This window comes from Burkholderia ubonensis (assembly GCF_902833085.1).
GTDB classification, from domain to species: Bacteria; Pseudomonadota; Gammaproteobacteria; order Burkholderiales; family Burkholderiaceae; genus Burkholderia; species Burkholderia ubonensis.
In genome coordinates this window covers 193950-214767 of record NZ_CADFEB010000007.1, presented here as the reverse complement: position 1 = coordinate 214767, position 20818 = coordinate 193950, and the positions used below count along the sequence as shown (strand labels likewise).

16 protein-coding genes are annotated in these 20818 nt (G+C 70.0%); 9 read left to right on the top strand and 7 right to left on the bottom strand.

The window, feature by feature from the left end:
• Positions 1-93 precede the first annotated feature (93 nt).
• Together HWX31_RS20830 and gluQRS are read left to right on the top strand one after the other, a co-directional pair.
• On the top strand, positions 94-957 hold the full coding sequence (locus HWX31_RS20830; RefSeq protein ID WP_174964869.1) for a sulfurtransferase: 864 nt from the start codon (positions 94-96) through the stop codon (positions 955-957).
• A gap of 22 nt (positions 958-979) precedes the next feature.
• The gene (gluQRS, locus tag HWX31_RS20825) at positions 980-1876 is read left to right on the top strand and encodes a tRNA glutamyl-Q(34) synthetase GluQRS (protein ID WP_174964868.1); all 897 of its coding nucleotides are present in this window, start codon (positions 980-982) and stop codon (positions 1874-1876) included.
• Between the two features lie 164 nt (positions 1877-2040).
• Here gluQRS and HWX31_RS20820 read toward each other — a convergent pair whose 3' ends face one another.
• From HWX31_RS20820 to purT, 3 genes are all read right to left on the bottom strand, one after another.
• A complete protein-coding gene (locus HWX31_RS20820; protein ID WP_244143792.1) occupies positions 2041-3516 on the bottom strand; it encodes a DEAD/DEAH box helicase in 1476 nt (491 codons plus the stop codon).
• Positions 3517-3881: 365 nt separating this feature from the next.
• The gene (locus HWX31_RS20815; RefSeq protein WP_010091116.1) at positions 3882-4262 is read right to left on the bottom strand and encodes an MliC family protein; all 381 of its coding nucleotides are present in this window, start codon (positions 4260-4262) and stop codon (positions 3882-3884) included.
• A gap of 81 nt (positions 4263-4343) precedes the next feature.
• Entirely contained in the window at positions 4344-5567 is a 1224-nt protein-coding gene (gene purT / locus HWX31_RS20810; RefSeq protein ID WP_174964867.1) for a formate-dependent phosphoribosylglycinamide formyltransferase, read from the bottom strand.
• 240 nt (positions 5568-5807) lie between these two features.
• Between purT and HWX31_RS20805 the strand changes: the two genes are divergently transcribed.
• A complete protein-coding gene (locus HWX31_RS20805; RefSeq protein ID WP_174964866.1) occupies positions 5808-6353 on the top strand; it encodes an META domain-containing protein in 546 nt (181 codons plus the stop codon).
• A gap of 187 nt (positions 6354-6540) precedes the next feature.
• On the top strand, positions 6541-11268 hold the full coding sequence (locus HWX31_RS35005; protein WP_244143791.1) for a DNA translocase FtsK: 4728 nt from the start codon (positions 6541-6543) through the stop codon (positions 11266-11268).
• Between the two features lie 79 nt (positions 11269-11347).
• On the opposite strand, the gene HWX31_RS20775 is transcribed toward HWX31_RS35005, so the two are convergent.
• Positions 11348-12595, bottom strand: coding sequence for a lactonase family protein (locus HWX31_RS20775; RefSeq protein WP_415493592.1), 1248 nt, complete (start codon positions 12593-12595; stop codon positions 11348-11350).
• 160 nt (positions 12596-12755) lie between these two features.
• On the opposite strand from HWX31_RS20775, the gene HWX31_RS20770 reads away from it, so the two are divergent.
• The gene (locus tag HWX31_RS20770; RefSeq protein WP_174966099.1) at positions 12756-14585 is read left to right on the top strand and encodes a glycoside hydrolase family 15 protein; all 1830 of its coding nucleotides are present in this window, start codon (positions 12756-12758) and stop codon (positions 14583-14585) included.
• Positions 14586-14799: 214 nt separating this feature from the next.
• Positions 14800-16266 (top strand): polyhydroxyalkanoate depolymerase, encoded by a 1467-nt coding sequence (locus HWX31_RS20765; RefSeq protein ID WP_174966100.1) that lies wholly within the window; start codon positions 14800-14802, stop codon positions 16264-16266.
• Between the two features lie 78 nt (positions 16267-16344).
• Here HWX31_RS20765 and HWX31_RS20760 read toward each other — a convergent pair whose 3' ends face one another.
• Entirely contained in the window at positions 16345-16977 is a 633-nt protein-coding gene (locus HWX31_RS20760) for a TetR/AcrR family transcriptional regulator (RefSeq protein WP_042585975.1), read from the bottom strand.
• 154 nt (positions 16978-17131) lie between these two features.
• On the opposite strand from HWX31_RS20760, the gene rsxB reads away from it, so the two are divergent.
• Both rsxB and nth read left to right on the top strand, forming a co-directional pair.
• On the top strand, positions 17132-18097 hold the full coding sequence (rsxB, locus tag HWX31_RS20755) for an electron transport complex subunit RsxB (RefSeq protein WP_175933951.1): 966 nt from the start codon (positions 17132-17134) through the stop codon (positions 18095-18097).
• Positions 18094-18738 carry an endonuclease III gene (gene nth, locus HWX31_RS20750; RefSeq protein ID WP_059618467.1) on the top strand — a complete coding sequence of 215 codons (645 nt, stop codon included), beginning with the start codon at positions 18094-18096 and terminating at the stop codon, positions 18736-18738. Before rsxB ends, nth begins: the two co-directional genes overlap by 4 nt.
• A 46-nt stretch (positions 18739-18784) precedes the next feature.
• Here the strand turns inward: nth and HWX31_RS20745 are convergent, their stop codons facing one another.
• Positions 18785-19711, bottom strand: a complete 927-nt coding sequence (locus HWX31_RS20745; RefSeq protein ID WP_174962104.1) for a DMT family transporter — start codon at positions 19709-19711, stop codon at positions 18785-18787.
• A gap of 204 nt (positions 19712-19915) precedes the next feature.
• Between HWX31_RS20745 and HWX31_RS20740 the strand changes: the two genes are divergently transcribed.
• Positions 19916-20350, top strand: coding sequence for a DUF1841 family protein (locus HWX31_RS20740; protein WP_010091100.1), 435 nt, complete (start codon positions 19916-19918; stop codon positions 20348-20350).
• A gap of 85 nt (positions 20351-20435) precedes the next feature.
• Here the strand turns inward: HWX31_RS20740 and HWX31_RS20735 are convergent, their stop codons facing one another.
• Entirely contained in the window at positions 20436-20795 is a 360-nt protein-coding gene (locus tag HWX31_RS20735) for a c-type cytochrome (protein WP_059752862.1), read from the bottom strand.
• Between the last annotated feature and the right edge of the window lie 23 nt (positions 20796-20818).

The following is a 20818-nucleotide window of genomic DNA, read 5'->3' as shown; positions in this document are numbered from 1 at the left end:
GGGTTTTCGAATCCGCCGCCCGGCTTCGCGCCCTTTTTTGCAAGCCTCCGTGCGACCGTCGCACGGCCGCGGCCGCTCTCTCGTTCGACCACCATGAGTATCGTCAATCTCGCCGCCTACCACTTCGTGTCGATCGACACGATCGAACAATGGCGCCCGCTCGTCACCGCCCGCTGCAACGAACTCGGCCTGCGCGGCACGATCCTGCTCGCGCCGGAAGGCATCAACCTGTTCATCGCCGGCCCGCGCGAAGCGGCCGACGCATTCATCGACTACATCCGCCACGACCCGCTGTTCGAAGGCAAGTTCGCGACGCTGCAGTTCAAGGAAAGCCTGTCCGACTCGCAGCCGTTCCGCCGCATGCTCGTGCGCCTGAAGCGCGAGATCATCACGATGAAGAAGCCGGCGATCAAGCCGGAGCTCGGCCGCGCGCCGTTCGTCGACGCGCGCACGCTGAAGGACTGGCTCGACCGCGGCCACGACGACGCGGGCCGCCCGGTCGTGATGCTCGATACGCGCAACGCATTCGAGGTCGACGTCGGCACGTTCGACAATGCGCTCGACTACCGGATCGCCAAGTTCAGCGAGTTCCCTGACGTCATCGAAGCGAACCGCGCGGACCTCGAGGGCAAGACGATCGTGTCGTTCTGCACGGGCGGCATCCGCTGCGAGAAGGCGGCGATCCACATGAAGGACGTCGGCATCGACAACGTGTACCAGCTCGAGGGCGGCATCCTCAAGTATTTCGAGGAAGTCGGCGGCGCGCACTATCACGGCGACTGCTTCGTGTTCGACTATCGCACCGCGCTGAACCCGCAGCTCGAACCGACCGCGAACGTCACCTGCTTCGCGTGCCGCGCAGTCGTCACGCCCGAACAGCAGCAATCGCCGGCCTACGTGGCAGGCCAGTCCTGCCCGGCCTGCCTGAACGCCACCAGCGCGGCCAGCGCCGCGTAAGCGCGTTCCGGCCCGCCCATCGATGAACGGCTACCGCGGCCGCTTCGCGCCGTCGCCGACCGGGCCGCTGCATTTCGGCTCGCTCGTCGGTGCGCTCGCGAGCTGGCTCGACGCGCGCGCGCACGGCGGCGCATGGCTCGTGCGCGTGGAGGACATCGACGGGCCGCGCACGGTGCCCGGCGCGGCCGAGGACATCCTCGCGACGCTCGCGCATTTCGGCATGACGCCGGACGAGCCGCCCGTCTGGCAGAGCGCGCGCGAGGCCGATTACGCGGCCGCGTTCGAGCGGCTCAAGGCGGTGGGGCTCGTCTACCCGTGCGGCTGCACGCGCAAGGAAATCGCCGATTCGCTGCGCGCCGCGCACGAACGCCACACGACGCTCGCCTACCCGGGCACCTGCCGATCGGGCCTGCACGGCAAGCCCGCGCGCGCATGGCGGCTGCGCGTGCCGGACGGCGACGCCGCGATCGTCACGTTCGACGATCGCTGGCAGCACACGCAATCGCAGAATCTCGCCACCGAGGTCGGCGACTTCGTGCTGAAACGCGCGGACGGCCAGTGGGCCTATCAGCTCGCGGTCGTCGTCGACGACGCCGATGCGGGCATCACGCACGTCGTGCGCGGCGCCGACCTGCTCGACTCGACCGCGCGGCAGATCTACCTGCAGCGCTGCCTCGGCGCGCCGACGCCGTCGTACCTGCATGTGCCGGTCGTCGTCGACGCGAACGGCGAGAAGCTCAGCAAGCAGACCGGCGCGATCGCGCTCGAACGCGACGATCCGCTGCCCGCGCTGCAAGCCGCGGCCGCCCATCTCGGCCTGGCGTCCGATCACGTCGTGCTGCCGGGCGCGACGCTCGACGCATTCCTCGCAGCGGCAACGGCCGCTTGGGCGCGGCGCTTCGGGCCGCAGGCGGGCTAGCCCGCGCGCCAACGCAGGCGCCGCCGGCCGCCGGAATCGATCCGGCACCGATTCTCAGCGATTCAGGGACGGCCTCGCCCCCCGCAAATGAAAAACGGGCACATGCTGCTTGCATGCGCCCGTCTTGCCGCGACCTCTCGATCGCGGCCGATCGCTCGTTACGCTTATGCCGACGGCTTGCGCGGCATCCCGAACCCGCCGAGCAGCGCAGCCACCTGGCGCTTCGGCCCCTTTTTCTCGTGCGGCGCGGGCGTCGCCTCTTCCGGCTGCTTCGCCGGCGCCGACGGCTCGTACGGCTTCAGGAAGAAATCGTCGATCGGCGCCTCGTGGCGGCGATGATGGCCACGCTCGGCGCCGGCCGGGCGACGCCCCGCCGCGCCGCGATGCTCGTCGCGCTCGCGCCGGCCACCGCGTTCGCCACCGCGTTCGCCGCCACGCTCACCGCCGCGCTCGTCGTGACGGTGCCGCGCCGGCTTGTCGATCGACAGCGTCTGCACCTCGAGCGGACGCTTGATCAGCTTTTCGATGTCGGCGAGCTGCTTGCGCTCGTTCGGGCTGCACAGCGACAGTGCATCACCGGTCGCACCCGCGCGGCCGGTACGGCCGATCCGGTGCACGTAGTCTTCGGCATTGAACGGCAGGTCGAAGTTGATCACGGCCGGCAGCTCGGCGATGTCGAGGCCGCGCGCGGCCACGTCGGTCGCGACGAGCGCCTCGATTTCACCGCGCTTGAACGCGTCGAGCGCCTGCATCCGCTCGATCTGCGTCTTGTCGCCGTGGATCGCCGACGCAACCACGCCGTCGCGCTCGAGGTTGCGCGCGAGCCGGCTCGCGCCGATCTTGCTGTTGCAGAACACGATCACCTGCTTGAGCCCGCGACCGCGCAGCAGCTGCACGACGGCCGCCTGCTTGTCGCCCTCGGCGACGTCGTAGACGATCTGCGTGACGTTCGCGTTCGTCGAGTTGCTGCGCGCGACCTCGATCGTCTGCGGGTTGCGCAGGTAGGTCGACGCGAGCTTCTTGATTTCCGGCGAGAACGTCGCCGAGAACAGCAGCGTCTGGCGCTCCTTCGGCAGCAGGTTCAGGATGCGCTGCAGGTCCGGCAGGAAGCCCATGTCGAGCATCCGGTCGGCCTCGTCGAGCACGAGCATCTGCACCTGCCCGAGGTTCGCGGTCTTCTGCTGCACGTGGTCGAGCAGGCGGCCCGGCGTCGCGATCAGGATCTCGACGCCGCGGCGCAGCTCGGCCATCTGCGGGTTCATGTCGACGCCGCCGAACACGACCGCGCTGCGCAGCGGCGTGTGCTTCCCGTACGCATGCACGTTCGCGGCGACCTGGTCGGCGAGCTCGCGGGTCGGCGTGAGGATCAGCGCGCGCACCGGGTGGCGCGCGGGCGATGCGCTCGTGTTGGCCTGCGGCAGCAGGCGCTGGAGGATCGGCAGCGAGAAGCTCGCGGTCTTGCCGGTGCCCGTTTGCGCGGCGCCCATGACGTCGCGGCCGGCGAGCACGACCGGAATCGCCTGCGCCTGGATCGGCGTCGGCGTCGTGTAGCCCTGCTCCGCAATGGCTTTCAGGATGTCGGCGGCAAGGCCGAATTGATCGAAGGTTGCGTCGACTGGCTTGGCGACAGAATCGGACATGGTGGCGTTTCGCTCAAAAGGCGCGGCGGGGACATCACGCGTCAGCTCGGCCCGGCGGGCCGCTGCGCAAATCACATTTCGGAAGTAGACGGAGCCGCGGCGCGCCGCGCGGCGCCGCTCTGGCGCGATGGACCATCAGGGCCCAGGGCCGTGCGGACTCCGTCCGGCGCGAATGCCGGCGGAAAGGGTCGTATTGTAGCACTGTGCGGCGACGTGTCCGTGACAGCCGGGCGCAGCGGCCAAACCGGGCATTCAAACCCGGCGCTCAAACCCGGTGTTCAAGCGCCGCAGCCGGCGCAACGGTCCGCAAGCGGGTTCGGTCCGGATTCAGGCGGGAACCCTTCCCGGCAAACTGTCCCGGCGCATCACCCTTTCTTCTTTTTCTTCTCGACCTGCACGCAGTCGGACAGCAGCGGCGGCGCCTTCTCGTCGGCGATCTCGTCGCGCAGCGTCGCCTCCTTGCCCTTGGTCCACCACGTATAGCGCCCGGCCTGGTAGCGCACGCCGGACGCCGACACGGTGTCGACGAACAGCAGCCGCTGGCCGTTGACCGGCACGAGCGCGAAGCTCTGGCCGTTGCCGGCGAGCCAGTACGACACGCGCACCGGCTGCTTCTGGTTCGCGCACTGGTACACGGCGTTCTGGCGCGCGTCCGCGTCGATTTCCTCGACGGTCAGCTGCGCGGCCTGCGCGGCGGAAACGGACAGTCCGGCCAGCGCGAGCGCGGCGAGGGTTTGACGAATCATGCAGGTCCTCTCACGAGACGTGGTTGCGAGGAGGCGCGCCCGCGCGGGCGCGCCGGTGTTCACGATGCGGGATCGACGGCGTCAGCGCGCGGAAGCGGCGGAAACGGGCTTGACGGCCGCGGCGGCGCGCTTCGCGCGGTCGCGGGCTTCGTCGATGTCGGCGCCGGTCGCGAGCGCGACACCCATGCGCCGCTTCGCGAAGCTCTCCGGCTTGCCGAACAGGCGCAGGTCGGCGCCCGGCACCGCCAGCGCGTCACGCACGCCCTCGAACGCGATGCCGCGCTCGTCGAGCCCGCCGTAGATCACCGCCGAGGCCGCGGCCGAGCCGAGCGTCGGATCGACCGGCAGGCCGAGGATCGCGCGCGCGTGCAGCTCGAATTCCGACTGGCGCTGCGATGCGAGCGTGACGAGGCCCGTGTCGTGCGGCCGCGGACTCACTTCGGAGAACCAGACCTCGTCGCCGCGCACGAACAGCTCGACGCCGAACAGCCCGCGCCCGCCGAGCGCCTCGGTGACCTTGTGCGCGATCTCGCGCGAGCGCGCGAGCGCCGCCGCGGACATCGGCTGCGGCTGCCACGACTCGACGTAGTCGCCCGCGACCTGCACGTGGCCGACCGGCTCGCAGAAATAGGTTCGCGTATCGCCGCTGGCCGGATCGATCGCGCGCACCGTGAGCTGCGTGATCTCGTAGTCGAAATCCACGAAGCCCTCGACGATCACGCGCCCGTGATTCACGCGCCCGCCCGCCAGCGCGTACTGCCACGCGGGTTCGACGTCCGCTTCGCTGCGCACGACCGACTGGCCCTTGCCCGACGACGACATCACCGGCTTCACGACGCACGGCATGCCGATCTTCGCGACGGCGGCCCTGAACTCGTCGAACGACTGCGCGAACGCGTACGGCGAGGTCGGCAGGCCCAGTTCCTCGGCGGCGAGCCGGCGGATGCCCTCGCGGTTCATCGTGAGCTGGGTCGCACGCGCGGTCGGGATCACCTCGGCGACACCCGCCGCTTCGATCGCCGCGAGCGCATCGGTCGCGATCGCCTCGATCTCGGGGACGATCAGATGCGGACGCTCGGCCTCGACGAGCGCGCGCAGCGCGTCGGCGTCGGTCATGTCGATCACGTGCGCGCGGTGCGCGACCTGATGCCCGGGCGCGCCCGGATAGCGGTCGACCGCGATCACCTCGACGCCGAGCCGCTGCAACGCGATGATGACTTCCTTGCCGAGTTCGCCGGCGCCGAGCAGCATGACGCGCGTGGCCGAGGACGAAAGCGGCGTACCGAGCCGCTGACCGATCTGCATGTGATTTCCCGCTTCTGGTTGGAGGTCGAAAACGACTGCGATGCTACCACGTGCATCGACGCCGGTCCGGGCGCATTCGGGCCGCATTCGGGCCGCGTTCCGCGCTGATTTCGCGCCGCCGCGCGCGACGCGCCGGCGGGCCGAGAACGTTTTCGTGCGCGCACGGTCGCCTCGCCTGACGCGACGCGAGTGCGTTACTCTTACGCCTTGTTCAGAACCCGATGATGAGGAACGAGGCTCATGTCCCAACCGATCGCAGCCGCACGCACGCGCACCCGCCTGTTTCGCCCGTTGCGCGCGCCGCTCGGCGCTTTGACGCTTGCCACGCTTCTCGCTGCCTGCTCGATGCCGACGCACCCCGACGCCAGCGCCCCCGCGCCCGATCCGTTCAATCCCGCCGCCGTCCAGCTGCTCGACGACACGAGCTGGGAGCTCACCGGCTGGCAGAACGCCGACGGCACGCCGCGCACGGTCCCGCACGGCGACAACGGCGAGCCGATCAAGCTCGCGCTGTCCATCGAGTCCGGCGTGCGCCGCGCGAGCGGCTTTTCCGGCTGCAACCGCTACATGGGCACCTACGACGTGAAAAACGGCGTGCTGAGCTTCGGCCCGCTCGCGGGCACGCGGATGGCCTGCGCCGGCACGCTCGGCGGTCAGCTCGAACGCGCGTATCTCGACGCGCTCGCGCACGTCTCGAAGGCCGGCGTGCAGATGCGCGCGCCGCAGCAGCTGCTGCTCGTGACCGACGGCGGCGCGACGCTGACCTTCACGCGCCGCGGCCCGTAATGCGGCGACCCGCTTGGGAGACGTCTGGCCGACCGCGTCCGGCTGACCGCGTCCCGCCGCCTGAAGCGCCACGCACGCGCGCGCCACGGCGGCGCGTCTGATCGTCTTTTAAAGTCTTCTGCATCGTCAGCCGGTTAAACTCGGCGGGTCGCGCACCGCGCTCCCCGCTCCACTCCTGTTTCAAAGCATGCACACGGTTGTCCTCGGCTGGTTCGGCGTCTCCGCCGTCTGGTTCATCCCTCTCATCTGGCGCCTCGCGAAAGCGATGCTGCCCGGCAGCGGCGGGCTCGCCGGTCACGGCTCGATCCGGCTCTGGCTCGGCTTCGCGTGCGTGTTCGTCGCGAGCTGCACGCTGACGAGCCCGCTGTCCGGCGCCGACGCCAACCTGCTCGGCCATGCGCTGTCGGCCGGCTTCGAACGCGTGCTCGGCCACATCGGCACGCCGCTCGCGATGGTCGTGCTGTTCTTCGCGGGGCTGCCCTGGCTGACCGGCATCGGCTGGCAGCGCGTCGCCGCGTGGCTCGACACGTCGTTCGGGCTTCGGCTGTCGCGCAACGGCGACGACGATGCGCGCGGCGTAGCCGACCTGCCGCGCAGCGCGCTGCATCGCGACGACGAGCGCCGCGTGCGCCGCGCCGGCGACGTCCAGCCGACCACCGCGCATACCGTCAATTCGATGGCGCCCCGGCAGAACGGCCGGTTTTCGCGCCCGACGCTCTGGAAGCCCGATCCGCAAGCGCGCCCGAAACCGCGCGGCCAGACGGCGCCCCGGCTGCATAGCGAGCCGGTTGCGCCCACCGGCTGGCTGAAGCCTGCGCCGACGAGCCGGCCCGCCGCGATACCCGCGGCAAGCCCGGCGAAGCCTTCCTCGACCGCCGGCACGGTTGGCGCGGCGGCTCCTGCACGTCCCGCGGCAAACATTCAGTCGTTGCGCCCCGCTCCGGCCCCGCTGGAGCTCGAACCGGCCCCTCCCCGGCCGACACCGGCGACGCCCGCACGCGCTGCCGTGGCACCCCGCCAGCCGGACGCGCCGCGCGCAACCGTCGCGCCCCGCCCGACCGGCGCGGCGCCGGCACGGCCGCTGTCGCGCCCGCCCGCCGCGACGACGACGGCTCCCGTGCCGCCGGCCGTGCCGCGCCAGCGTCCGGCCGCGCCTGCGCGCGCGCCGCTTTACGCATGGACCGAAAAGCCCGCGACGCCGATTACCCCTGCACCGAGCGTCCACGAGACGCTGCGTTCGATCGAGGCCAGCACCGCTCAATGGGCATCGCTGGCCAACACGACGCCGGCTGAAGCCGCACGCGCGGCTGCGCCGCTGGCCGGAGCAGTTGCGGCGGCAGGCGCCGCCGCGTCGATGTGGCCGACGGCATCCGCCGGGCCGGTTTCCGAACCATCCGCCGTGGAGACGGACGGAGCCGCCCGCATTGCCGACGACCCCACGGCGGACATCGGCCACGACGATGCAATCGTGCTGCCTGCGTTCGCGCCGGCCGACGCCGCCGTGCCGGAGATCCGGTCTGAAGCGCACGGCATCGTGACAGCCGGCGCCGAAGCACCGGCACCGGAAGCGACGGTCGACGAAGCGCCGGGCGCAATCGCCGCGGCGACCGATGCCGCTGCCGGCACGCCGATCATTGCGGGCACGGACGACGCCGTTCAGGAAACCGACGCCGGCTCCGCGACGACGTCCGATACGCAATCCGTGCCGCAAACTGACGCCCCGATCGACCTCGCCCCATGGGAAGACATTGCCGGGACGGAGGAAACGGCCAACGCAGTGCCTGCCGACGCGCCTGCGACCGGGACGCCGCCGCTTGCGCCGCAAGCCGACGCCGCCACGACGCCGGCCGGGGCAATCGACGCGCACCTTCAGCCGGCCGAATTGGTCACGGCCGCGCAGTCGGCAATCGAAGCCGCTCCCGCGGTCTTCGTCGAAACCGCTGCCGTCGCGCGCAACGCCGATGCCCCCGGGGCCGATACGTTTACGCCGGCCGGCATGACGAACGACGTCCACGAGATCGCGACGAACGTCGCCGCCACGCACGCCCCCGACGCGTCCGCGCCGGCCGTCCCGCCGCTCGGAGAAGTGTCGTCGGACACCGCCCAAACCGCACCGCTTCCGACGTCCGCAGCGGTCGAAGCGAGCACCGTGACGCCTGCGTCGACTGCAAACGTCATCGCGCCGTCGATTGACGAAGCGTCGCGTGCCGAATCCATCGCCGCTCCGGATGCCTTCGCATCCGTTGCGACGACGGCCGCGGCCGAAACGACTACGCCACCGCACGCGTCCGGCACGACGGCGCAACCGACCGGTACGCTCGCCGCGGCCGCGCCGTCACCTGTCGCAACGGGCGACGCGTCCGCCATCGAACCGGCAGCGCTCGCGGCCGCTGCGGCTGCAATGACCACGGGCCCGGACGATACCGATCGCGCAGCGAAGTCCGCGACTGCCGGCGCAGGTCTCCCCTCTTCCGTGGCGATCGAACCTGCCGCGACGCCGACGCCGTCGCTCGCATCACCGGCTGAGGGGCCGGCGCCCGCCTCGACCGCCGCGCCCGCTTGGTCAACCGTGACGAATTCGCCCGCCGCAGGTGCAACAGGGCTGTCCGGCGCAACCACCCAACCGGCAGTCGCAAGTGCCACGACACAACCGTCGGCGCCGTCCATCGCAAGCGGGTGGACTTTCGTGCCTGCCGTCCCGCCGACGACCGCAGCACCCTCGCCGATTGCCCCGGTCGTTTCGACTGCACCCGTGCCTCCGTCCTCGACGCCAGCCACGCCGTCGCCGTACGGCCTGCCCGCGACATCGGACGCGGTTGCGCCCGCGACGCCTGCGGCGACCACGTCCGTTCAGGCAACCCCGACGGCGACGGTTGCCGCAGTCGCCGCCGCACCCGCATCTCCAGCTGCAACGATCACCGCTCCCGCGCCCGTCGCGGAACCTGCCGCCTCTTCCGTGCAGCCGGCGGCGACGGCTGACGCTCCGGCGTCTGTCGCTACACTTGCCGCTGCAATCGGCGGCACGCCGGCACTGACGATGACGACGCCCGCGGCCGCGACCGCCGTTCCGGCGATTGCCGCAGCACCCACCGCGGCAATCGCCATTCCCGCGGCGCCGGCGGCGACCACGGCCGCATCGACAGCCGCTGCTACGCCTGCCGCTGCAGTCGTCGGCGCAACGCTGACGACGCCCGCTGCGGCGACGGTCGCTCCGACGCACGTTGCAGTGCCTGCCGCCACGGCATTCGCCGCGCCGGCGGCACCCGCTGCCGTTCCGATCGCCGCTGCTGCGCCCGCCGCAGCAATCGTCGGTACGTCAATGCCCGGCGCGCCCACGGCAACGATCGCCGCCCCGACGCCCGATGCCGCCCCTGCCGCGCCGCCCCCACCCCCGCCGCGGCCGAACGCATTCGAATTCCACGCGCCGGCCACGTTCAACGTCGAGCTGCCGACGCTCGACCTGCTCGAACCGGCATCGGACGACGTCCAGACGATCTCCGACGAACAGCTCGCCCAGACCGGCCAGGTGATCGAGCAGCGCCTGCAGGAATTCAAGGTGCCGGTGACGGTCGTCGGCGCATCGGCCGGCCCGGTGATCACGCGCTTCGAGATCGAACCCGCGCTCGGCGTGCGCGGCAGCCAGATCGTCGGCCTGATGAAGGACCTGTCGCGCGGGCTCGGCCTCACGTCGATCCGCGTCGTCGAGACGATCCCCGGCAAGACCTGCATGGGCCTCGAGCTGCCGAACGCGAAGCGCCAGATGATCCGCCTGTCGGAAATCCTCGCGTCGCGCCAGTACCAGCATTCGACGTCGCAGCTCACGATCGCGATGGGCAAGGACATCACCGGCCATCCGGTCGTCACCGATCTCGCGAAGGCGCCGCACATGCTCGTCGCGGGCACGACGGGCTCGGGCAAGTCGGTCGCGATCAACGCGATGATCCTGTCGCTGCTGTACAAGGCGACGCCCGAGGACGTGCGGCTCATCATGATCGACCCGAAGATGCTCGAGCTGTCGGTCTACGAAGGCATCCCGCACCTGCTCGCGCCGGTCGTCACCGACATGAAGCTGGCCGCGAACGCGCTCACCTGGTGCGTCGGCGAGATGGAGAAGCGCTACCGGCTGATGTCGGCCGTCGGCGTGCGCAACCTCGCCGGCTTCAACCAGAAGATCCGCGACGCCGAGGCGAAGGAAAAGAAGATCGGCAACCCGTTCTCGCTGACGCCGGAAGATCCCGAGCCGCTGTCGACGCTGCCGCTGATCGTCGTCGTGATCGACGAGCTCGCCGACCTGATGATGGTCGCCGGCAAGAAGATCGAGGAGCTGATCGCCCGCCTCGCGCAGAAGGCGCGCGCGGCCGGCATCCACCTGATCCTCGCGACGCAGCGTCCGTCGGTCGACGTGATCACCGGCCTCATCAAGGCGAACATCCCGACCCGGGTCGCGTTCCAGGTGTCGTCGAAGATCGACTCGCGCACGATCCTCGACCAGATGGGCGCCGAGTCGCTGCTCGGCCAGGGCGACATGCTGTTCCTGCCGCCGGGCACCGGCTACCCGCAGCGCGTGCACGGCGCGTTCGTCGCCGACGAGGAGGTGCACCGGATCGTCGAGTACCTGAAGCAGTTCGGCGAGCCGCAGTACGAGGAAGGGATTCTCGACGGCCCGGTGTCGGAAGGCGCGGCGCAGGATCTGTTCGGCGACGCGCCGGACGCGGAGGCGGACCCGCTGTACGACGAGGCGGTCGCGTTCGTCGTGCGCACGCGCCGCGCGTCGATCTCGTCGGTGCAGCGGCAGCTGCGCATCGGCTACAACCGCGCCGCGCGCCTCGTCGAGCAGATGGAAGCGGCCGGGCTCGTGTCGCCGATGGGCATCAACGGCAGCCGCGAGGTGCTGGTGCCGGCCGCCGCGGAGTAAGCGACGCGCCCCGCCCCCGCACAAGCACGAAGGGCGCTGCATCGGCAGCGCCCTTCGTGCATCTACGGCGTAAAGCGTCTTACAGCGCCGGCACGAGCTTGAAGTCGACCGGCTTGCCGACCGCGACCTTCCGCGGGTTCGCGTCGAGCTTGCCGGTTTCGGCGTCGCGCCGGAACACGTAGAACGTGTCGCTGTCCTGGTTGCCGACGATCAGCCACTTGCCGGTCGGGTCGATCAGGAACTCGCGCGGCGTCCTGCCGAGGCTCGACTGGCGGCCGACCGTCTTCAGGCGCCCGTCGGCCGGGTTCACCGCGTAGATGACGATCTCGTTCGCGTCGCCGCGATTGCTCGCGTACAGGAAGCGGCCGTCCGGCGACAGGTGGATCGCCGCGCCGCCGACCTTGCCCTTGAAGCCGGGCGCGGCCATCGGCACGGTCTGGAGCGGCGTCAGCTTGCCGTCCTGGTAGCCGAACACCTCGACCGCGGCATTCAGCTCGCTCGTCACGTACGCGTAGCGGCCGTTCGCGCCGAACACCATGTGGCGCGGGCCCGAACCCGCCTTCACGGGCGTGTAGCGCGTGTCGGTCGGGCTGATCAGGCCGCGGCTGCCGTCGACCGTGTAGCGATAGCCGAAGATCTTGTCCGCGCCGAGATCCTGCACGAACAGGGTGCGGCCGTCCGGCGAGAACACCGCCGAGTGCGCGTGCGCGCCGTCCTGGCGCCCCTTCACGGGCCCGCTGCCTTCGTGATGCACGGTCAGCGCGGCCTGGCCCACCGCGCCGTCCTCGCGCAGCGGAAACACCGCGAAGCTGCCGCCCGGGTTGGCCGCGACCGAGTAGTTCGCGGTCACGAGGTACTTGCCGTCCGGCGACAGGCTCAGGTAGCACGGATCGTTCCCTTCCGACGACACGCGGTCGATGAACGTCAGCGCGCCCGTCTTCGCGTCGAAGCGGAACGCGCTGATGCCGCCGCGCTGGTCGGCCGGACCGTTGTCGCCGGGCAACTCGTTGACCGCATACACGGTGCGGCCGTCGCGGCTCGGCAACAGGTACGACGGATTGACGGTCTTCGTCGACGACACCGGCGCGACGCTGCCCGTCTTCGTGTCGAAGCGGTACACGTAGATCCCGTCGCTGCCGCCGTCCGTGTAGGTGCCGACCAGCAGGTTGTAGACGCCGTCGGCGGGCGCCGTCGCGGACTGTTGCGCGAACGCATGGGTCGCGGATAAGGAAAGCACGATCGCGAAACCTTTCATCCAGTGAGCGAGCCTAAGCGGAAACCCTCGGGTCGAAGCGCGTGCGTTGCGCACGCGTAAACGGTTGGGCATTGAATCCTCCTTGCATCGAGCCGCGTCAAGTGTTGATATGTGACGAAACGCCGGCCGTTGCGCGCTCCGCCGCCCGGCCGAGTATACGGGGCGCGAAGCCGGGACGTGAAGCCCGGCTGCCGTCGTCCGGATAGTGAACGCGTAACAAGGATCGCCGCCCATGCCCGCCCTGATCGAAGACTACGCCCTCGTCGGCGACGGCCACACGGCCGCGCTGATCGCGAAAGACGGCTCCGTCGACTGGCTGTGCTGGCCCCGCTTCGATTCGGGCGCCTGTTTCGCGGCCCTCGTCGGCACGCCCGAGCACGGCCGCTGGCTGCTCGCGCCGGCCGCCGACGCCGCGATCACGCACACGACGCGCCGCTATCGCGGCGACACGCTGATACTCGAAACCGATTACGAGAGCGCCGACGGCGCCGTCACCGTGATCGATTTCATGCCGCCCGGCAACGGCTGGTCGGAGCTGGTGCGGATCGTCGTCGGCCGGCACGGCACGATGAAGATGCGCATGGAGCTCGTGTTGCGCTTCGACTACGGCTTCTCGATTCCGTGGGTCACGCAACTGTCGCGCGAGGACGGCGTGAAGGCGATCGCGGGGCCCGATACCGTCGTGCTGCGCACGAGCGTGCCGCTCACCGGCAAGAACCTGCACACGCTCGCCGAATTCACGGTGAGCGCCGACGAGCGCGTGCCGTTCTCGCTCGGCTACGCGCCGTCGCACCTGCGGCTGCCGCCCGCGCGCGACCCGCTGTCGATGCTCGCGCGCACCGAGAACTACTGGCTCGAATGGTCGGGGCGCTGCCAGGTGCACGGCCGCTACGAGGCCGCGGTGCGCCGCTCGCTGATCACGCTGAAGGCGCTCGCGTACGAGCCGACGGGCGGCATCGTCGCGGCGCCGACCACGTCGCTGCCCGAGCACCTCGGCGGCACCCGCAACTGGGACTACCGCTACTGCTGGCTGCGCGACGCGACGATCACGCTGCTCGCGCTGATGCGCGGCGGCCACTACGACGAGGCGCGCGCATGGCGCGCGTGGCTCGGCCGCGTGATGGCCGGCTCGCCCGAGCAGATCCAGATCATGTACGGGATCGCGGGCGAGCGCCGGCTGCCGGAAATGGAGCTCGACTGGCTGCCCGGATACCAGGATTCGAAGCCCGTGCGGGTCGGCAACGGCGCCGCGAACCAGTTGCAGCTCGACGTGTTCGGCGAAGTGATGGCGGCGCTGCACCTCGCGCGCGTGGGCGGCCTGCAGGCCGACGACACCGTATGGTCGGTGCAGTGCACGCTGCTCGACCATCTCGAGAAAATCTGGCGGCAGCCCGACGAAGGCATCTGGGAAACGCGCGGCGGCCGCCGCCACTTCACGTTCTCGAAAGTGATGGCGTGGGTCGCGTTCGACCGCGCGATCAAGTCCGCGGAAATGTTCCGCCTGCCCGGCGCGCTCGAGCGCTGGCGCGACCTGCGCGAACAGATCCATGCGGACGTCTGCGCGAACGCGTGGCACGCGGACAAGCAGGCATTCACGCAGAGCTACGGCAGCGACGAGCTCGACGCGAGCGTGCTGCTGCTGCCGCAGCTCGGTTTCCTGCCGCCGGACGACCCGCGCATCGTCGGCACGGTCGACGCGATCGAACGCGAATTGCTGCACGACGGCCTCGTGCTGCGCTACCGCACGAGCGAATACGACGACGGCCTGCCGCCCGGCGAAGGCACGTTTCTCGCATGCAGTTTCTGGCTCGTCGACGCGTACGCGCTGCTCGGCCGGATCGACGAAGCGCATCGTCTGTTCCGCCGGCTGCTGTCGCTGTCGAACGACCTCGGGCTGCTCGCCGAGGAGTACGACCCGGTTGCGGGCCGCCTCGTCGGCAACTTCCCGCAGGCGTTCTCGCACGTCGCGCTCGTACACACGGCGATGAACCTGATGCACCATGAGGAGGCCATGGCGCGCGCGGCCGGCCAGCCCGAGCCGGCGGTCGCCGCAGGGCGTTGAACGCGGGCCGAGGAGGCAGCTTCAGGGAACGTCAAATGACAACAAATTCATGAAAAATCAGGGAAATGTTGCATTGCACCACCCCACGTTGTCCGATATGATCGACGGCGATTGACCGGCCGCGGTGCAACATTGGCCGATCGCTGACCCACACGGCGCGCCACGACGCCCAACGTCGCCCTCGCGCACCGTCCCCCAAGCGGGAGTTGTCTGCATGCTTTACCAATTGCATGAATTCCAGCGGGCGATGCTGAGCCCGCTCACGGCCTGGGCCCAGGCCGCGTCGAAATCGTTCGCCAATCCGTCCAGCCCGCTCTCGCTGATGCCCGGCGCGACGCGGATGGCCGCCGCGTACGAACTGCTGTACCGGCTCGGCAAGGACTACGAGAAGCCCGAATTCAACCTGCACCAGATCGTCAAGGACGGCCACAACATCCCGATCGTCGAGCAGACGATCGTCGAGAAGCCGTTCTGCCGCCTGCTGCGCTTCAAGCGCTACTCGGACGACGCGGGCGCGGTCACCCAGCTGAAGGACGAGCCGGTCGTGCTGGTCTGCGCGCCGCTGTCCGGCCACCACTCGACGCTGCTGCGCGACACCGTGCGCACGCTGCTGCAGGATCACAAGGTCTACATCACCGACTGGATCGACGCGCGGATGGTGCCGGTCGAGACCGGCCCGTTCCACCTGCACGATTACGTCGCGTACATCCAGGATTTCATCCGCCACATCGGCGCGCGCAACCTGCACGTGATCTCGGTATGCCAGCCGACGGTGCCGGTGCTCGCGGCGATCTCGCTGATGGCGAGCCGCGGCGAGGACACGCCGCTCACGATGACGATGATGGGCGGGCCGATCGACGCGCGCCTCAGCCCGACGTCGGTGAACTCGCTGGCGACGCAGCATTCGATCTCCTGGTTCGAGAACAACGTGATTCACACGGTGCCCGCGAACTATCCGGGCGAAGGCCGCCACGTCTATCCGGGCTTCCTGCAGCATGCAGGCTTCGTCGCGATGAATCCGGAGCGCCACGCGGCATCGCACTGGGACTTCTACCAGAGCCTGCTGCGCGGCGACGAAGACGACGCGGAAGCGCATCGCAACTTCTACGACGAATACAACGCGGTGCTCGACATGGCCGCCGAGTATTACCTCGAGACGATCCGCGTCGTGTTCCAGGAGTTCAGCCTTGCCGAAGGCACGTGGGAGATCGACGGCGAACTCGTGCGCCCGCAGGACATCCGGCACACCGCGCTGATGACGATCGAGGGCGAGCTCGACGACATCTCCGGCAGCGGCCAGACCCACGTCGCGCACGAGCTGTGCACCGGCATCCCGCCGGACCAGCGCCGCAACCTGACCGCCGAAAAGTGCGGGCACTACGGGATCTTCTCGGGCCGCCGCTGGCGCACGATCATTTACCCGCAGCTGCGCGACTTCATCCGTGAGCACGCGCCGGAGCCGAAGCACGGCGCCGCGAAGGATCGCCCGGATGCGCAACCGGCCGCGCCGCTCGCCGCCGTACCGGCCGCGAATGCGCCGGCCGGGTCCGCGAAGACCGCCGCCGCGAAGCGCGTCGGCGCGCGCGCGAAGACGCCCGATGCGGCCGCCCCGGCGAAGGCCCCCGCCGCAAAGCGCGTCGGCACGCGCGCGAAGCCCGCTCGCACCCGCAAGGCGGCCTGACGCCGGCGCGCCAGACGAAAAACGCCGCCGTGCCAGCGCACGGCGGCGTTTTTTTATCCGGCGGCCGAAAGCCGTTCGTCAGCGCCGCAACAGATAGGCGAGCAGCAGCTCGGTGTTCATCCTGACCATCTCGTCGCGCTCGTCGGGCGTGCTGAAGTCGCGGCCGAGCGTCGCGGCGAGCGTGAAGCGGTTCGACACGATGTAGTAGCCGAGCCCCGACAGGGTCACGTAGAAGCGCAGCGGATCGACGTCGCTGCGGAACAGCCCGGCCTTCTGGCCGCGCGTCAGCACGTTGCCGAGCATCGTGACGATCGGCGAGATCATTTCGCGGATCCGTGTCGACTTGTGCAGATAGCGGGCTTCGTGCAGGTTTTCGTTGTTGATCAGCCGCAGCAGCTCGGGATGATCGCGGTAGTAGTCCCACACGAAGTGCGCGAGCCGCGTGACCGCCTCGACCGGTGCGACGCCATCCAGGTCGAGCACGCGTTCGGCCTCGGTCAGCGCGGAAAACGCATGCTCGAGCACGGCGGTAAACAGCTGCTCCTTGCTGCCGAAGTAGTAATAGAGCATGCGCTCGTTGGTTTCCGCCCGCCGCGCGATCTGGTCGACGCGCGCGCCGAACAGGCCCCCACTCGCGAATTCTTCGGCCGCCGCCATCAGGATGCGGCGGCGGGTGCCTTCAGGATCTCTTTTGATTTTTGGCTGATTCATGGTGGCGTTTTGCTATGTGAGCCGCGTGATCCGGATCGGTCGCCCCGCCTTGTCGGCACCGGCGACACTGGAACAGGCCCGCCTTGCGGCGTCCCCCCTGCTGCGCCCCTGCAAAAATGCGCTTCGATTATGCGCACAGACTGCGTCAAGCGCAATGCGGGAAATCGGCGATAATCCTGCTTTGGCAACCCTTGCCGGCCGCACCCGCCGTGGCCGGCAGACATTCGGCGCACCGGCGCCCGCTGTCCCCGTGACCGACTCCAAGACACTCGCGGATCGCATCGAAGATCTGCTGCCCCAGACCCAATGCACGAAGTGCGGCTATGACGGCTGCCGCCCGTACGCCGAGGCCATCGCCGCCGGCGACGCGAACTACAACCAGTGCCCGCCGGGCGGCGCCGAAGGCGTCGCGCGCCTCGCCGGCCTGCTCGGCAAGCCCGTGATTCCGCTGAATCCGGTCAACGGCGACGAGCGGGCGCGCCCCGTCGCGGTGATCGACGAAAACCTCTGCATCGGCTGCACGCTCTGCATGCAGGCCTGCCCGGTCGATGCGATCGCGGGCGCTCCCAAGCAGATGCACACGGTGATCGCGTCGCTCTGCACGGGCTGCGACCTGTGCGTGCCGCCCTGCCCGGTCGACTGCATCGCGATGGTGCCCGTCACCGGCGAGCACACCGGCTGGGACGCATGGACGCAGGCGCAGGCCGACGCCGCGCGCGAACGCCACGACCGCCGGCTCGCGCGCCAGCGCCGCGAGCGCGAGGCGGCCGTTGCGCGCGCGGCCGCGCGCCGCTCGGCGAGCGCTGCCGCGTCGGCTGCACCGGCCGCGACGCAGCTCGCAGCAGCCGACGCCGACACGGACGCCGACGCGAAGAAACGCGCGATCATCGCGGCCGCGCTCGAACGCGCGCGCAAGAAGAAGGACGAGCTGGCTGCGCAAGGCAGCGCGCCGAAGAACACCGAAGGCGTGAGCCCCGCGGTCCAGGCCCAGATCGATGCGGCCGAGGCGCGCCGCAAGCGGCTCGCCGAGCAGCAGGCGCAGGCGGACGAGCAAGCCGGCGAAGGCTCGTCCGAACCGGAAGACGGCCCGTCCGCGCCACCCGACCCAAAACCACAATGAACGCCAGCAAACGACGCGCGATCTTCGAAACGCTGCAGAGCCTCAATCCGAATCCGACCACCGAGCTCGAATACTCGACGCCGTTCGAACTGCTGATCGCCGTGATGCTGTCCGCGCAGGCGACCGACGTGTCGGTCAACAAGGCGATGCGCAAGATGTTTCCGGTCGCGAACACGCCGCGACAAATTGTCGCGCTCGGCGAGGAAGGCGTCACCGAGTACATCAAGACGATCGGGCTGTACCGGACCAAGGCGAAGAACGTGGTCGCCGCGTGCCGGATCCTGCTCGAGCAGTACGGCGGCGAAGTGCCGGCCGATCGCGAGGCGCTCGAGAGCCTGCCGGGCGTCGGCCGCAAGACCGCCAACGTCGTGCTCAACACCGCGTTCGGCCATCCGACGATCGCGGTCGACACGCACATCTTCCGCGTCGCGAACCGCACCGGCCTCGCGCCCGGCAAGGACGTGCGGGCCGTCGAGGCCGCGCTCGAGAAGTTCACGCCGAAGGAATTCCTGCAGGATGCGCATCACTGGCTGATCCTGCACGGCCGCTACGTATGCAAGGCGCGCAAGCCCGAATGCTGGCACTGCGCGATCGAGCCGCTGTGCGAGTACCGGCCGAAGACCCCGCCGCCCACTGAATGAACCGCCGCGCGCAGCCGCGGCCCCGGGTCCATGCGACCCGCCCCGATCAAGCGTTGGAGGTCGCCGTCGCATCGTCCGCGGCGGCGCCGCCCGCCCGCACGAGCGCCAGCACCGCCGCGAGAATCGCGACGCCGCCCGCCCACTGCATCGGCGACAGCGCCTCGCCGAACAGCAGCGCCGCGAGCGCGACGGTCACGACCGGCTCCAGCGTCGACAGCATCGACGTGCGTGCCGCGCCGAGCCGCTCGAGCCCCGCGAAGAACGCGATCATCGCGGCAACCGTCGACACGAGCGCGATCGCCAGCATCGCCGCCCAGCCGCCCGCCGTCGCGGGCCAGTGCGGCGGCGCGCCGAGCGCCGCGCCGCGCACGACGGCGATCAGCACGAGCGCCGCGGTCGCCGACACGCAGATGACGGCGGTCGTCGCGAGCGGGTCGATGCCGCGCGTCGCCTTCGTGCCGGCGACGATGTACAGCGAATAGATCACCGCGGCGGCGAGCGCCAGCGCGATGCCGAGCGGCTCGCCGTGACCGCCGCCGACCATCAGCGCCGAGCCCGCGATGCACAGCACGAGCGCGACGACCTTGGCGCGCGTGAGCCGCTCGCCGAGCCACCAGGCGGCGAGCAGCGTGACGAACGCCGGATACAGGTACAGCAGCAGCGCGACGAGGCTCGCCTGCGCGTGCTGCAACGCGCTGAAATAGCAGAACGACTGGCCGACGTAGCCCAGCGCGCCCATTGCGACCAGCGACGCGAGCGCGCGGCCGCGCGGCCACACGACGCCACGATGCTTCGCGATCGCGGCGAGCACCGCGCCGCCGATTGCGAAGCGCACGATCAGGAGCCCGAGCACGTCGACGCCGCCCGCATACGCATAGCGGCCGAAGATCGCCATCGCGCCGAACGCAGCTGCGGACAACGCGACACAGAGCGCGCCCTGCAGGGCGGCGGAGGGTGGACGGGTGGACGACATGGCTGAGCGAATGTGGACGAAATACCGAAATCGTAGGAGTGTATCGGCGGCGCGCCGCGCCGCCCAGCCCGCGCTTACCCGCGCGCCCGGCCTTCCCCGCCCCGCATCCCGCCGCGCCCGCACGCGCCGCCAGCACCGCTCGCCGACCCGGCGTACAATGCGCGACGCGGCATCACGCCGATGCGAATCACGACGTTCCCCACCATGTTCAATCCGAGTCGCGACGAAGTGCGTCGCTTTTTCATCGACACCTGGCGCAAGCAGCGCGCCGGCGAAATCCTCACGCCGCTCGAAGCGATCGCGGCCGACTGGATCGTCGAGCACCCCGAATACCACGACGACCTCGCGGACGCCGACGGCGCCGCCGAGCGCAACTACACGCCCGAGGAAGGCCGCACGAATCCGTTCCTGCACCTGTCGATGCACCTCGCGATCAGCGAGCAGCTGTCGATCGACCAGCCGCCCGGCATCCGCGCCGCGCACGACAAGCTCGCGGCGAAGCTCGACTCGACGCACGAAGCGCAGCACGCGATCATGGAGTGCCTCGGCGAGACGATCTGGGAAGCGCAGCGCACGGGCACGCCGCCCGATTCCGACGCGTACCTGCAGCGCATCCTGCGCCGCGCGTCGCGCGACTGAGCCCGCCGGACGCGGACAAAAAAATACCCCGCCTCGGCGGGGTATCTTCTGCTTCTGCGGCACGGGCCCGTCCGGACCCCGGCGCTTACTTCTTGAACACCAGGTCGCCCTTCAGCGACTCGATGTAGGCCGCGATGTCCTTCATGTCGCTGACCGACAGGTTCTGCACCTGTGCCTGCATGATCGCGTTGTTGCGGCCGAGCAGCGGATTCGCGAGGCCCATCTGGTACTGGCGCATCGCCCAGACGAGGTAGTCGGCGTGCTGGCCGGCGAGACGCGGATACTCCGCGTTGATCGGCTGGTTCATCTTCGCGCCGTGGCAGGCTGCGCAGTTGTGCGATTCGACCAGGTCCTTGCCCTTCGACAGGTCGGCCGCGTGCGCGCTGCCGATCGCGAGGCCGGCCGCGAACGCGATCGCCGCCGCCGTCTTGAATGCGTTGTTCATGAATGCTCCTATCCCGCGTATGA